The sequence below is a fragment of the Pseudomonas sp. LBUM1674 genome (assembly GCF_059695635.1).
Genome location: NZ_CP166779.1, coordinates 2,228,134 through 2,242,176, shown reverse-complemented (window position 1 = coordinate 2,242,176; position 14,043 = coordinate 2,228,134). Strand labels below are relative to the sequence as shown.

Sequence of the window (14,043 nt, the reverse complement as noted above, 5' to 3'; positions counted from 1 at the left end):
AACGTAAATTCCATGCCCTGACGGGTATTTTTTATCGATTGAATAATCCGGTTTTTACAGGGAGCCTTCCGCCTCATGAGCCAGTCGACCCGATTGATCACCGCTTCTTACATCCTGTCTTTCGTTGCCGCCAACGCACCGCAGAAGCTGCGCACCGAAACCATTGCCAAGTGGGTAAAGACCCACCCGACACGGGTGCGCAATCTGGTTTCGCAGATGGTCAAGGCCGACATTCTCAAGTCCTGGCGCGGCGCCAAGGGCGGGCTGACCCTGGCCAGGCCCGCGAATGAAATCACCCTGCGCGAGGTCTACGACGCGGTGCAGGAAAGCTCGCTGATCGCCGAGAAAATCGACAACCCGTTTTCCGGCATGGAAGACCATTGCAAGGTCTTCGAAGTGTTCACCCGGCTGTTCGCCATGCTGGAAAACAACATGCGGCTGGATCTTGGAAGCATCACCGCCGACCAGTTGTTCGTGGCCTTCGATACCCCATTGGAAAACCGCGATAGCGCCTGATTTGGCGCCTGGTAGGAGCTGGCGAAGCCTGCGATCTTTTCGGTGGCCAACAGAGGGGCAAGATCAAAGGATCGCAGCCTGCGGCAGCTCCTACGGGGTTGCTGTTTCGACGCGGGAGTGCGTCCGTGGCGAGATCACAACTGCATCGCCTTCACTTCGACAAACTCGGCCAGCCCTTCTTCACCCCACTCGCGACCATTGCCTGACTGTTTATAGCCGCCAAACGGCGCCTGATAGTTGAACGCCGCGCCGTTGATAAAGCACTGTCCGGCGCGCATCTGCCGCGCCAGCCCGAGTCCACGCTCGGTGCTGCCGGCCCATACGCCGCTGGACAGGCCGAACGGCGAGTCGTTGGCGATGTGTATGGCTTGGGCTTCATCCGCATAGGGAATCAGGCACAGCACCGGGCCGAAGATTTCTTCCTGGGCGATACGCATCCGATTGTCGACGTCGGCAAACAGCGTTGGCTTGAGGTAAAAACCGCGCTCGAACTCGTCGGCCGTTTCACCGCCACACAGCAGCCGCGCGCCTTCTTGCTGACCGACTTGAATGTAGTCACGCACGGTCCGCCGTTGCGCGGCCGAGCACATCGGGCCAAGGAAACTCTGCGGGTCGAGCGGATCGCCCATGCGCAGGCTTTGAGTCTCTGCCAGGGCCAGCTCCAGCGCCTCGGCATAACGGCTGGCGGGCAGCAGCATGCGGGTCAAGGCAGTGCAGGTCTGTCCGGAGTTGATCATCACATCCTGCACGCCGTAACGCACCGCCGCCGCCAGATCGGCATCTTCGCCGATCAGCAGCGGCGACTTGCCGCCCAGTTCCAGGCAGACCCGCTTGACCGAAGGCGCTGCCGCCTGGGCCACGCGGACACCGGCGCCAGTGGAGCCGGTGAACGAGATCATGTCGACATCCGGGTGTCTGGCCAAAGCTTCACCGACCTTGGAACCGGGCCCGCTGACCAGGTTGAACACCCCGGCCGGCAGACCGATGGCCTCGATCATTTCCGCCAACAGGAAGGCATGCAGCGGGGTTTCCTGACTCGGCTTGACCACCACCGTGCAGCCGGCCGCCAGTGCCGGCGCGAGTTTGCCGATCAACTGGTGCAGCGGGTAATTCCACGGATTGATGAAGGCACAGACACCCACCGGCTCGCGAATCACCAGGGAGTTGCCGACCTCGCGCACCTCATCCATCAACCCGGCGATTTCGACGTACTGTTCCAACCCGGCGATTGGCCCCTCGACCTGCACCGAGCGACACCATTGCACCGGCATGCCGAGTTCGGCGGTGATCACCTGCGCCATTTCGTCCGCCCGCGCTCGCAGCTGCTCGACCAGTGCGCGGATATAAGCCGCGCGGACGCTGGACGAGGTTCGCGACCATGAACCGAAGGCCCGTCGGGCCGCGACCACGGCGCGTTCAACGTCACGCTCGTCGCCCAACGGCACTGAGCCTGCGACCTGTTCAGTGGCCGGATTGATCACTTCGGCCAGGCCCTGGCCGGAAGGTAGCTGCCAGGCGCCATCCCTAAACAACCGGCTGTAATTACGCATCGACCCGTATCTCCATCAGTTCATTGGCGCAGCGGACAATCCGCTGGCAGGCATCGCGCAGGGGTTCGCTGCCCAGTACCAGCCCCAGGCGAATATGCCCGGCGGCACTCGGGCCGAACGCTTCACCGGCCAGCACCGAGACGCCGTGTCGATCCAGCAGGTGGTCGGCGAAGGCCTGGGCACTGAGCCCGGTTTCGCGGATGTCGACCATCACGAACATCCCGCCGTCGGGCTTCAGGGCACGCACGCCAGGGCAGTTGGCCAGGCATTCGCAAACCAGGTCCCGGCGCTGGCGATAGGCCTGGCGCATGGCCTCGAGTTCCGGCAGTTGGGTCTCCAGCGCGACTACTGCGGCGTCCTGAATAAAATCCGGGGAGCCGTAGAGCATGCACAGCGCGAGGTTTTCCAGATGCCCGGCGAGTGACGGCGGCGCGACCACCCAGCCGACGCGCCAGCCAGTCATGGCGTGGGATTTCGACAGGCTGTTGAGGGTCGCGGTGCGCTCGGCCATGCCTGGCAGACTGGCCGGGCTGACGTGCTCGCCTTCGAACAACAGCTCGCTGTAGACCTCGTCGGAAATCAGCCACAGGTCATGGGCAATGCACAGTTCGGCCAGCGCCTGCCAGGTGGTGCGCGGCAGGCTGGCGCCGGACGGGTTATGCGGGCTATTGAGCGCCAAAGCGCGAGTACGCGGGGTAATGCGTGCGGCGACGTCTTCAGGCAACACCCGGAAGCCGTTCTCGGAGCGCACCGGCACCGGAATCACCACCGCGCCGCAGGCACCGAACACGGCTTCATAGGTGACGTACATCGGCTCGGCGACTATCACTTCATCGCCGGGATTGAGCACGCACTGGGCGACGCTGAACAGCGCACATTGCGCGCCGGCCAGCACCACCACCTGATCGGCGTCGACCGGTTGGCCGCTGCGTTGCCGATGACGTTTGGCGATGCTCTCGCGCAAGGCACGCTTGCCGCGCACTTCGGCGTAATGGGTATGGCCCGCCAGCAGGCTATCGATGGCCGCTTGCACGATCGGCACCGGGGTATCGAAATCCGGGTCGCCCACCGACAGCAACAGAATGTCCCGGCCTTGCTCCTGAAGCGCCAGGGCGCGGTAATGAATCTCCCAGGCGGCGGCACCGTCACCGGCGACACGTTGGGTCAGATCGGAAAAACGCATGTGGGTTTATTCCTTGTTGAGGGTTTAACCGACCAGCGCACAGGCGTGCTTGAGTTCGATCAGGGTCACGCCGTTTCGTTTGAAGCCGGCACGCAGGTCGGTTTGCAGTTCGTCCAGGCTCCGGGGTTGAGTCACGGTGCAACCAAAGGCGCGGCCCAATGCGGCAAAATCCGGGTTGCGCGGCAGCACGCCAATCGGTTCGATGTCGAGGTCGAGCATGTCGTCGCGGATCTGCCCCAAGGCATCGTTGTTCCACAACAGCACCACCAGCGGGCTGTCCAGCTCTTCCACGGCGGTCGCCAGTTCTTGCGCGGTGTAGAGAAAACCACCGTCGCCGACCAGCACCAAACCGGGCCGGTTCGGCGCGCCGAACTTGGCGCCGATACCCGCGGGCAAGCCATAACCCAAGGTGCCGTAACCGGTCGGGTGCAGCCAACTGCGCGGCGCGTTGCTGCTGAAGGCGTAGTTGCCGGTGTAGGCCAGTTGAGTCATGTCGCTGCTGATAAAAGCGTTGTCCGGCAGTTCGGCCGAGACCCGGTCGAGGATCGCCTGATGGATCGACTGCAAGGTGCCGTGCCCGGCCTTGACCGCTTTTCGCAAAGTGTCGACGGCTTGAATGGCAGCGCTCGCATCGCGTGGGGATTGCGGCAGACGCTCCAGCAAGGCCACGACGGTTTGCCGCGCATCGCCCTGCAAGGCCACCGTGCACGGATAGAAATCGTTGAACTTGCGCGAGTCGATATCCACCCGCAGCAGCTCGGCGTTCAGCGGCAGACGTTCACGCCAGTAATCGGTGTCGGCCATCTCGGTGCCCACCGCGAGCACCACATCGGCTTCGGCGATCAGCGCCCAGCCAGGTGCCACACACAGGGTCGACCCGGCATTCAACGGTGCATCCGGCGGCAACAAGCCCTTGCCGGCGACGCTGCTGAAAAACGGCGCTGCCAACCGCGTGCTCAAGGCCTCGAGCGCCTGGGCGGCATTCAGCGCACCGCCGCCGGCGATGATCATCGGCCGGCGAGCCGCCTGCAGTTTTGCCACCGCCTGATCAAGCGCCTCGGCAGCCGGCAGGCCGCGTCCCGGACGGCGCACCACCTCATTGCTCCAGTCACGCGTCACGGGCGCGGCCAGCACATCCAGCGGCACCGAAATATGCACCGGACGTGGACGTTCGCTGTCGAACACCGCGTAAGCGCGGGCGATCAGCTCGGGCAAATCCTCGGCACTCAAGGCCACCGCCGAAAACGCGGTGATCGGCGCGGTCATGGCGCGCTGATCCTGGGTTTCGTGCAGGCACCCCCAACCTTTGCCAAGACTGGCCGTAGTGTTGACGCTGGAAATCACCAGCATCGGGATCGAGTCGGCGTAGGCCTGGCCGATCGCGGTCGCGGCATTGGTCACGCCGGGGCCGGTAATGATGAAGCACACCCCCGGCTTGCCGCTGACCCGCGCATAGCCGTCGGCCATGAAACCGGCCCCTTGTTCGTGCCGGGTCAGCACATGGCGAATGCCACTGCCGGGCAAGCCGCGATACAGCTCCAGGGTATGCACGCCAGGAATGCCGAACACGGTGTCGACGCCGTAATTGGCCAACAGGCGCACCAGGGTCTGGCCGCCGGTCAAGGTTTTGCTTTGCATGCTCAGATCCTCAAGCTTGGCCGAGGCGTATCAACGCATCGACCGCAGTGGTGCCATGGGCACCGACCAACAATGGGTTCACATCGAGTTCGAGCAACTGCCCGGCGTTCTCACAGGCGTAGTCCGCCACGGCGCGGATCGCGGCCACCAGCGCCTCCACATCCGCGGCTTCGCGACCACGAAATCCTTGCAGCAAGGCGGCGCTGCGCAGGCTCGACAACGCGTGGCGAATGGCCCCGTCAGTGGTTGGCAACAGCAGGCTGCGGCTGTCTTTGAGCAGCTCCACCAGAATCCCCCCGGCGCCGATGACCAGCGCCAGGCCGAACCCGGTTTCGCGCTTGATACCCACGATCAGCTCGGCCAAGGGCGGGGTTGCCATGCGCTCCAGCAGCACCTGATCGAACGCCACTCCCGGCGCGTAGTCGGCAATCCGTGCACGCATCTGTTCCAATGCATCACTCAAGGCCTGCGCATCACGCAGGTTCAGTGCCACGGCACCGGCTTCGGTCTTGTGCGGCAGCTCGGCGCTGACCGCCTTGAGTACCAGTGGATAACCCAGCGCATTCGCTGCGCTCAGCGCCTCGTCCGGAGTGCTCAACAGGCCTTGCGGTATCGGCAGGCCAAAGGCGCGCAACGCCTGTTTGGACTGCCATTCATCGAGCAGTTGCCCCTCGCCTTCCAGCGCTTGCGGGCAGAGCGGCACCAGCGCCGACTCCCCGAGTGCAAGCAGCGCCAGTCGTTTGCGCTGATAACCGGCGATCCGACCCCATGCCGCCAAGCCATCCTCGACGCCCTGCAAAGCCGCCACACCGCGCGCATGCAGACGCTCACGTGCACTGGCCGGCAGCAGTTCGGGAAAGGCCGAGGTGACGAAACCAGTCTTGCCGTGACGGCTCAACGCCGCGCAATACAGCTCCAGCAGCAGGTCACATTCCTTGCGCTCGCCGGTGGCTTCCGAGGGGTAATCGAGCACCAGCACCGCGGCGTCGGCTTCGGTGCGCAGGGCGCTGTCGAGCATCTTGTCCAGCGCTTCGCGGTCACCCCAGATCGCCGTGGTGAAATCCAGCGGGTTGACCAGATTGGCGTAGCTCGGCAGCACCTGATCGAGTTCGACCCGCTGGCTTTCATCGAGCTTGGGCAGGCTCAAGTCATTGCGTTCGGCATAGTCGGCAATCAACCCGGCATCGCCACCGGAACAGGCCAGGGCGATCAGGCTGTTGCCTGCCGGCAGATTGCCGCAGGCAGCGGCTTTCAGGGTTTCGACAAAACTCACCGGACCACTGACGCGAATCACCCCGAGGCGCTCGAACAGGCTGTCGTACAACACATCGGAACCGGCCAGCGAGCTGGTGTGGCTGAGGGCCAATTCGGCGCCGATCTGCGACACCCCGGTTTTCAGCGCGATGATCGGAATACCTTTTTCCAGCGCCTTGTGTGCCGCGCGAGCAAAGCCAGGAACGTTCTTCAGCCCTTCCAGATGCAGGCCGATCGCGGTGACGCGCGGCTCGTCGAGCAGCACATCCATCAGCTCGGCGATGCCCAGTTGCGCCTGGTTGCCGACTGACGCCATATAGGCCACCGGCAACGAGCGGTCACTCATGGACAGGTTGTAGGCAAAGTTGCCGCTCTGGGTCAGCACCGCAACGCCCTTCTCTACTGTCTTGCCGCCATGGGCGACCGGCCACAGGGCCGAGCTGTGCAGGTAATCGAGCAAGCCGTAACAGTTGGGGCCGAGCAAGGCCATGTCGCCAGCCGCCTTGAGCAACTGGTCTTGCATGGCCTGGCCTTGCGCGCCGGTCTCGGCGAAACCCGAGGCGTAGCAAATCGCCCCGCCCGCGCCCCTGGCCGCCAGTTCGGCGACACAGGTCAAGGTCAGCTCGCGGTTGGTGGCGATGAACACCGCGTCCGGGCCGCACGGCAGTTCCGCCACGCTACGCACACAGGGCACGCCTTCGAGGCTGTCGTGCTGCGGGTTGACCAGCCACATCTGGCCTTGATAACCGCCCTCGGCACAGCGCTTGAGCGCACGGGCCATGCTCCGGCCGCCAATGAATGCCAGGTGGCGCGGCGCGAGCAGGCGTTTGAGGTTGTCGCGAATCTGTTGGGACATATCCGTTCTCCGACCCGATCAGCGCAGCAGGGGCCGCAGCAATTCGCGGGAAATAATGTGACGCTGGATCTCCGAGGTGCCTTCCCAGATTCGCTCGATCCGGGCGTTGCGCCAGATGCGCTCGACCGGACCTTCGTCCATCAAGCCCATGCCGCCGAAAATCTGCACCGCTTCGTCGGCCACGCGACCGAGCACCTCACTGGCGAACAACTTGGCCATCCCGGCCTCGCCGTCGGTCATGCTGCCCTGATCCATTTTCCAGGCGGTGTGCAGGGTCAAGAGTTCGGCAGCGCGGATTTGCGTGGCCATGTCGGCCAGCTTGAACGACACCCCTTGATAGGTGCCGATGGGTTGGCCGAACTGCTTGCGATCCGCCGCCCATTGCAGCGAAACGTCCAGCGCCCGCTGGGCCTGGCCGACGCAGTTGGCGGCGACCATCACCCGCCCGGCGGTTAGCCAGGCGTTGGCCACTTCCCAGCCCTTGCCGACTTCGCCGAGCACTTTGGAAGCCGGGACGCGGCAATCGTCGAAGAACATTTCATAGGTGTGATAACCGCGGTTGCTGACGCACTTGGGCCCGCGGCGGATAGTCATGCCTGGCGTGCCCCGGTCGACCAGGAACGAGGTCACGGCGTTGCGCTGGCGACCGTTGTGTTCATAGGTGTCGGTCACGGCGAAGACAATCGCGAAATCGGCGTGCCCGGCATGGCTGATGAAGTGCTTGCTGCCGTTCAACACAAAGTCGTCACCGTCGCGTACGGCACGGGTCTTGATGGCGTTGGCATCGGAGCCGGCACCCGGTTCGGTGAGGGCGAAGCAGTCGATCTTTTCGCCCTGGATGCACGGCAGCAAATAGTCCTGAATCTGCTGGCCGGTGCAGGCCATGAGGATTTTCGACGGGCGTGCGACGAACACATGCAGCGCCCACGACACCTTGGACAGTTCGCGTTCGATCAATGCCTGGGACAGGTAGTCGAGCCCGCCGCCGCCTACTTCTTCAGGCATGTTGAAGGCATAGAAACCTGCCGCCAGCGCCTTGCCGCGAATGTGTGCGGCGAGTTCCGGGGACACTTCATCGGCGCGATCGACCGCTTCTTCATGGGGCAGCAGTTCCTTGGCGACAAAACTGCGTACCGCGTCCACCAACATGTCTTGTTCTTGGGTCAGCTGGAAATTCATAACGCTACCTGTTCTTCGATAATCGTTTTATTCGAGGGCTGCGATGCGGTGTTTATTTGCCAATAAAGACTGGCGCACGTTTTTCCATCGCCGCGCGCAAGGCTTCGGCGCCGTCTGCACTGCGACCGCAGAGCAAACCGGCGGCGAGTTCCGCGCTCAGTTGTTCCGGCAGGCTGCGCTGGGCGCCTTCACGCATCAGTTGCTTGGTCTGGGCAAACGCGAAGGTCGGGCCGCTGGCCAGGCGCGCGGCCAGTTCGCCCACCACGCTCGGCAGTTGTTCATCGGCGCAGACTTCGCTGACCAGGCCGGCCGTCAGGGCGCGATCGGCACTCCAGAGTTCATCGAGGAACAGCAGTCGCTTGGCCTGCTCGGTGCCGATCAGACGTGGCAGATGCCAGCTGGCACCGGCGTCCGGCGAGTAGGCCATGCTGGTGTAACCGGCCTTGAACCGGGCGGACTGCGCGGCAACCCGCAGGTCGCAGCACAGGGTCAAATCCATCCCGGCGCCGACGGCGGTGCCGTTGATCGCGGCAATGGTCGGTTTATCGAGGCTGTACAGGCGGCTCATCATGGCGTGGGCGGTTTCTGTCCAGCCGTAGCTTTCCAGCGCACCGCGGGCCTCGGCTTCGGCCCATTCGGCGAGGTCGGCACCGGCGCAGAAACTGCGGCCGGTTCCGGTCAGCACGATCACTCGCACCGCCGGATCGACGTTGAATTGGTCGAGCAAGGCGTGAAGGCTTTTCAGCGTCGGAATGTCCAGCGCGTTGCGTTGCGCGGCACGGTTGAGCGTGATCCAGGCAACACCCGCTTCGACCTGACTGAGCAGAGAAGATTGAGTAGTCATACGAGTCCTCGAATTGTTGTGTTTGGCATGAGGGGGGAGCGATATGGCGACCATACTAAACGAGTGTTCAGTAAGGCGGCAATCCTGTGATCTGGGCGTTTGTAACAGTCGTAAAATCTATCTAATTCATTGTTTTTAAAGGTAATAATTATAAATTTCGAGTGTTTGCCGAAAAAGTTGTTACATCTTTGAACAACTGACTACGGGGGTTGTTTGCGAGATCTTGAGGTCGAAGAGATCAAATGTGGGAGCGAGCTTGCTCGCGATGAGGCCATAACATTCAACGGTGATGTTGACTGTCAGTCCGCTATCGCGAGCAAGCTCGCTCCCACATTTAGTTCTTCACCTGTTGACTTAGACCGTCGGTAGCGTCTGAGCCATAGCTGCCTGGCGTTTGCGGTTAGTCAGGAAGTACGCGCCATAGCAGATGGCAATAAAGCCAAAGCCCCAATACAGCGACGGACGCTGCGTCTCGTCCAGCGCCAGGAATACGAACAGCGAACAGCACAAGGCGATGCACAGCAGCGGCAGGAACGGGAACCAGGGTGCGCGGTATTTCAGATCGCTGAGCTGGCCGCCTTCCCTGATGAAGGCGCGACGGAATTTGTATTGCGCCAGCGCGATCACGATCCAGGTCACGGTACCGGCCATGCCGCTGACGGCCATCAGCACCATGAACAGGGTGTCGGCGGCAATGAAGCTGGTCAGCAGTGACACCAGGGCAAAGCACAGAGTGATGCTCAGCGCCCGCAACGGCACGCCGCGGGAACTCAAGGGCGAGAGGCTTTTGGGTGCCATGCCGGTTTTTGACATGGCCCAGAGGATCCGCGTCGAGGCATACAGGCCGGAGTTACCCACCGAGAGAATCGCGGTGAGGATCACGAAGTTCATCAAGTCGGCGGCGTAAGGAATGCCGACCATGTCGAACACCTGCACGAACGGACTTTCCATCAAGCCGGCCTGCTGCCATGGGACGATGGCCGACAACACCACGATGGCCAGCACATAGAAGATCAGCACCCGGAACACCACGTTGCGCACCGCCTGGGGGATGCTCTTCTCCGGCTGGTCGGTTTCGCCGGCGGCAACGCCCATGATTTCACACCCCTGAAAGGCATAGACCACCGTCATCATCACCGCGAACACCGCCGACAGACCGTTGGGGAACAGCGAGTCGCCGATCAGGTTGGTCATCATCGGCGCCGGGGCGCCGCTGGTCAGCGGTATCGCGCCGAAAATCACCAGTACACCCACGATGATAAAACCGAGGATCGCCGCCACCTTGATCCCGGAGAACCAGTACTCCGCTTCACCGAAGGCGCGAGTGGCCAGGGCGTTCAACCCGAACAGCACCACCACAAACAGCGCCGACCAATACCAGATAGGGATGTCCGGAAACCAGCGCACCATCAACATGCCCGCCGCGGTGAACTCCAGGCCGACCGTGGTCGCCCAGCTCATCCAGTACACCCAGCCGATCATGAAACCGGTGGCCGGCCCGATGTACTTTGTGGCATGGGTCTGGAACGAGCCGGACACCGGCATCTGCACCGACAGCTCGCCGAGGCAGACCATCACCAGGTACATCAGGAAGCCGGCCACCAGGTAAGCCAGGACCGCCCCCATCGGACCGCCCTGGTTGATGGTGACGCCCGAGCCCATGAACAACCCGGTGCCAATCACCCCGCCCAGCGACAGCATGAAAATGTGCCGGCTTTTCAAGGCTCGGGTCAGTTGGATGCCTTTACGTTCGATAGATTCGCTCATGACCGCACCTCTCAAGACTGGGCGAGGTGGGCGGCGGATGACAGGAGGTCATCGCGCGGGGGAAGATCAGCTTTACGGCAGTTCATTATTATTATCTCCAATAAGCTTCGAAGACCGCGTCCGGCGCGGTTGTGCCGATTATTGGAAGGCCATGTAAGTTCGCGTTGAACCTGAAGATCAAAGTTGTAAAAAGTCGTAACGAAATTGTACGTCAGGCGTTCAACACATCCGCCAGCACCCCTTGCGAACCCTGCAACACCCCTTGAAACAGCGGCACCAACGCTTGCACCGCCGCCGTGTCGTTGCTCAATGCCGCCTGTTCCAGGGCGCGCAAGACCTCGGCCAAGGCGCAAAAGCCGAGTGAGTCACTGCTCCCGGCCAAACGGTGGGCCAGATGCGCAACCTCGGTACAGTCACCGGCTTCAATGGCTTCGATAAGCGCCACGCGGTGCTGGGCAATCGAGTCGCGCAGCACCCCCAGCAAGCCCTGAAGTTTCTGCTCGCCGAGCAAGCTGCGATGGGTATGCAGCAACTGCCAGTCCATCAGCTGCTGGCCCATCAGGTGAGTATCCAGCGCCGGCTCGGGCATCGGTGATTGACCGGCCAGTGCCTGGCGCAGGTTGTCGAGCTTCAGCGGCTTGGCGAGAATGCCTTGCATGCCGGCATCCAGATAACCGCGAACCAGCGCCGGCTGCACACTGGCAGTCAGGGCGAAGATCCGGCTGTGTTGATTGGGCCCCGGTGTGCTGCGGATCAGTTTGCACAGTTCGACGCCACTCAAGCCCGGCAGATGCACATCGAGCAGAATCAACTCGAAGGACTGTCGGCGGCAAAGTTCCAAGGCTTGCTCGGCATCTTCCGCGAGGCTGACCCAGTGCCCGTCGCGTTCCAGCAGGCCGCTGACCACCTCGCGGTTCAGCGCCACGTCTTCGACCACCAGAATGCTCAGCGCCTGAATCGGTGAAGTGGCGCGCGTGACCTGGGCCGCGGCCAAGGCCGGTTGCAGCGTCAGCTCGAACCAGAAGCAACTGCCCTGCCCTTCCTGGCTGTCGACACCGATGCGCCCGCCGAGCAACTGCACCAGGTGTTTACTGATGGCGAGTCCCAGCCCGGTACCGCCATAACGCTGGGCCACGTCTTCGCTGGCCTGGGTGAAGCGCTCGAAGATCTTTTCCTGCACCGACGCCGCGATGCCGATGCCATTGTCGGTCACGCTGAAACGCAGGCGTTGCCCTGTGGACGGGTCGCCCGCCGTCAGTAGCGCGACGTCGACGCTAATGTGCCCGGCCTCGGTGAACTTGATGGCGTTGGCCAACAGGTTACTCAACACCTGACGTAAAAACTGCTCGGCGCCACGACAACGATCGTCGACCTGCGGATCAACCCGACACTGCAGTTGCGTGCCATTGCTCAGCCCTCGCGGTTCAAGCAACGTCAGTACCTCATCGAGCAGTTGCCTGAGAGAGAAGTCGACCTGCTCCGGATGGCTTTCGCCCTCCTCCAGCCGGGCGAAATACAGCACTTCGTTGAGAATCGTCAGCAGACCTTCGCCGGCTTTGTACAGCGCTTCCAGGCGTTTGCCATCGCGCTCGTCGAGGCTGGCGCCGCGCAGCAATTGGGCCATGCCGAGAATGCCATTGAGTGGCGTGCGCAGTTCATGGCTCATGGTGGCGAGGAAGCGCGACTTGGCGAGGTTGGCCGCTTCGGCCTCATCCTTGGCGCGCAGTAGACTGGCCGTGCGCCGCTCGACCATTTTCTGCAGTTCGTCGCGCTTGTCCTGCAGCGCCAGGCGGTCGACTTCGCGGCGGTGGATATCGCTGAGAATCGCCCGGCGCATGTCATCCAGGGCGTGAGCCACGGTATCGATTTCGTCTTCGCTGCCGGTGCTGCTTTTGTCCAGGCGCAAAGGTTCATGCCAGTCACCGGCGGCAATGCGCCGGGCAAAATCGGCCATGACCTGCAAATGCCGGGTCACCAGCCGGTAGAACAACCCCGACAGTGCCACCGCCAGACCGCAGAGGAACACGCTCATCCATAACAGGCTGGTCAGGCCGGTGGCGTACAACCGGCGATACACCGCGTCCAGGTCGATACTGACTTCCAGCTCGCCCAGCTGTCGCGACGGGCCGGACGGCGGCTGATAATTGAGCTGGAAACGCTCGATGCGCAAGGGGCCGGCCGGCGCGGCGCTGCCTTGCAGCAGGTCGAAATCGGGACTGCGCAAACGCACCCGGGCCACATCGGAAAAATCCACCAGGCCGCGTAGTTGCACATTCAACTGCTCCTGGTTGAGATCCCAGAGGCTGCGTTCCAGGCTTGCCAGGTAGCCGGCGCGGATCAGCTCCATGCGCGAATCGATATCGCGCATTTCACGGCGGTACTCAAAATACAGCTGCACGGTGCTGGCGAGAATGGTGAAGCACAGGCTGAACAGCAGGATGAACAGCAGCAGGCGGCGCAACAGGCCGCCGGGACTGGCGCGGCTCATTGCGCGTCCGCCGGCAGCTTGATCATGTCGCGATAGGTGGCTTCACTCTCGTTCAACCAGCGTTCGATCTCGCCCGCGTCAACCATCCGCTGCAGTTCGGCGTCAATCGCGGGCATACGCTCGGCCAGGGTGGAACGGCGCGATACGGCGACCCGCAAATAGTCGACGCTCAATGAATGGGGCAACGCCTGGATGTCTGCGGCACCCGGCAGGTTTTCCACGAACAGCTGCCCGGTGCGCCGCTCATGGGTGATGAAGTCGATTCTGCCGCGAATCAGCTTGCCGAAGTTCTGTCGACTGTCGGAGACCCACTCGATATTGTCGTGCCGGGCGACGAAGCGATCGAAGTCCAGGCCATAGCTTTCACCAAACAGCAGGCCACCGCGGTAATTGCCGAGGTCTTCAAGCCGTTCGAACTTCACCGGATGTTGGCGGTTGAAGAACACCGCGACCTCTTCACGCAACACCGGCACCGTCGAGAAGCGCAGGCTCTGTTCACGCTGCGCCGTGCTGTAGGCCAGGACCACGTCGACCCGGCCTTCGGCGGCGTCCAGCAGGCAGCGCTTCCAGTTGCCCAGCACGACGATCTCGACCTCATACCCCAGATTACCAAATAAGGTCTTCACCACACTGGGCGCCAGGCCGCGCACCTGTTTGCCGTCGCTCCAGGAAATCGGCGGGTAGACCGGATAATCGCAGTAGCGAATGGTCTCGGCCGCAGCCGACGTGCCCGTCAGTGCCAGAAGTAACCAGAGCAGCCGCCACATA

At 62.7% G+C, this 14,043-nt stretch carries 10 protein-coding genes; 1 reads left to right on the top strand and 9 read right to left on the bottom strand.

Going from position 1 to position 14,043, the window contains the following annotated elements; all coding sequences use genetic code 11:
• The first annotated feature begins 75 nt into the window (after positions 1-75).
• On the top strand, positions 76-516 hold the full coding sequence (locus ACA067_RS10540; protein WP_497461684.1) for an Rrf2 family transcriptional regulator: 441 nt from the start codon (positions 76-78) through the stop codon (positions 514-516).
• A 134-nt stretch (positions 517-650) separates the two neighbouring features.
• On the opposite strand, the gene ACA067_RS10535 is transcribed toward ACA067_RS10540, so the two are convergent.
• The 9 genes from ACA067_RS10535 to ACA067_RS10495 all read right to left on the bottom strand — a co-directional run bounded on the left by ACA067_RS10535 (position 651) and on the right by ACA067_RS10495 (position 14,042).
• The gene (locus ACA067_RS10535) at positions 651-2,066 is read right to left on the bottom strand and encodes an aldehyde dehydrogenase family protein (RefSeq protein WP_497461683.1); all 1,416 of its coding nucleotides are present in this window, start codon (positions 2,064-2,066) and stop codon (positions 651-653) included.
• A complete protein-coding gene (locus ACA067_RS10530) occupies positions 2,059-3,249 on the bottom strand; it encodes a pyridoxal phosphate-dependent aminotransferase (protein ID WP_497461682.1) in 1,191 nt (396 codons plus the stop codon). Before ACA067_RS10530 ends, ACA067_RS10535 begins: the two co-directional genes overlap by 8 nt.
• 24 nt (positions 3,250-3,273) lie before the next feature.
• Complete coding sequence (locus ACA067_RS10525) at positions 3,274-4,887, bottom strand: 5-guanidino-2-oxopentanoate decarboxylase (RefSeq protein WP_497461681.1); 1,614 nt, start codon at positions 4,885-4,887, stop codon at positions 3,274-3,276.
• Positions 4,888-4,897: 10 nt separating this feature from the next.
• The gene (locus ACA067_RS10520; protein WP_497461680.1) at positions 4,898-6,997 is read right to left on the bottom strand and encodes an acetate--CoA ligase family protein; all 2,100 of its coding nucleotides are present in this window, start codon (positions 6,995-6,997) and stop codon (positions 4,898-4,900) included.
• An 18-nt stretch (positions 6,998-7,015) separates the two neighbouring features.
• Entirely contained in the window at positions 7,016-8,176 is a 1,161-nt protein-coding gene (locus tag ACA067_RS10515) for an acyl-CoA dehydrogenase family protein (protein ID WP_497461679.1), read from the bottom strand.
• A gap of 52 nt (positions 8,177-8,228) precedes the next feature.
• A complete protein-coding gene (locus ACA067_RS10510) occupies positions 8,229-9,020 on the bottom strand; it encodes an enoyl-CoA hydratase/isomerase family protein (RefSeq protein WP_497461678.1) in 792 nt (263 codons plus the stop codon).
• A gap of 354 nt (positions 9,021-9,374) precedes the next feature.
• Positions 9,375-10,787 (bottom strand): amino acid permease, encoded by a 1,413-nt coding sequence (locus ACA067_RS10505; RefSeq protein WP_497461677.1) that lies wholly within the window; start codon positions 10,785-10,787, stop codon positions 9,375-9,377.
• A gap of 211 nt (positions 10,788-10,998) precedes the next feature.
• The gene (locus ACA067_RS10500) at positions 10,999-13,275 is read right to left on the bottom strand and encodes an ATP-binding protein (RefSeq protein WP_497461676.1); all 2,277 of its coding nucleotides are present in this window, start codon (positions 13,273-13,275) and stop codon (positions 10,999-11,001) included.
• Positions 13,272-14,042: a substrate-binding periplasmic protein gene (locus ACA067_RS10495; RefSeq protein ID WP_497461675.1), complete on the bottom strand. Its 771-nt coding sequence runs from the start codon at positions 14,040-14,042 to the stop codon at positions 13,272-13,274. The genes ACA067_RS10500 and ACA067_RS10495 overlap by 4 nt, the downstream gene beginning before the upstream one ends.
• Between the last annotated feature and the right edge of the window lies 1 nt (position 14,043).

Coding starts and splice junctions, on each gene's coding strand:
- ACA067_RS10510 (WP_497461678.1), bottom strand. CDS start 9,020: ATGACTACTCAATCTTCTCTGCTCAGTCAGGTCGAAGCGGGTGTTGCC.
- ACA067_RS10500 (WP_497461676.1), bottom strand. CDS start 13,275: ATGAGCCGCGCCAGTCCCGGCGGCCTGTTGCGCCGCCTGCTGCTGTTC.
- ACA067_RS10515 (WP_497461679.1), bottom strand. CDS start 8,176: ATGAATTTCCAGCTGACCCAAGAACAAGACATGTTGGTGGACGCGGTA.
- ACA067_RS10505 (WP_497461677.1), bottom strand. CDS start 10,787: ATGAGCGAATCTATCGAACGTAAAGGCATCCAACTGACCCGAGCCTTG.
- ACA067_RS10530 (WP_497461682.1), bottom strand. CDS start 3,249: ATGCGTTTTTCCGATCTGACCCAACGTGTCGCCGGTGACGGTGCCGCC.
- ACA067_RS10520 (WP_497461680.1), bottom strand. CDS start 6,997: ATGTCCCAACAGATTCGCGACAACCTCAAACGCCTGCTCGCGCCGCGC.
- ACA067_RS10525 (WP_497461681.1), bottom strand. CDS start 4,887: ATGCAAAGCAAAACCTTGACCGGCGGCCAGACCCTGGTGCGCCTGTTG.
- ACA067_RS10535 (WP_497461683.1), bottom strand. CDS start 2,066: ATGCGTAATTACAGCCGGTTGTTTAGGGATGGCGCCTGGCAGCTACCT.
- ACA067_RS10540 (WP_497461684.1), top strand. CDS start 76: ATGAGCCAGTCGACCCGATTGATCACCGCTTCTTACATCCTGTCTTTC.
- ACA067_RS10495 (WP_497461675.1), bottom strand. CDS start 14,042: ATGTGGCGGCTGCTCTGGTTACTTCTGGCACTGACGGGCACGTCGGCT.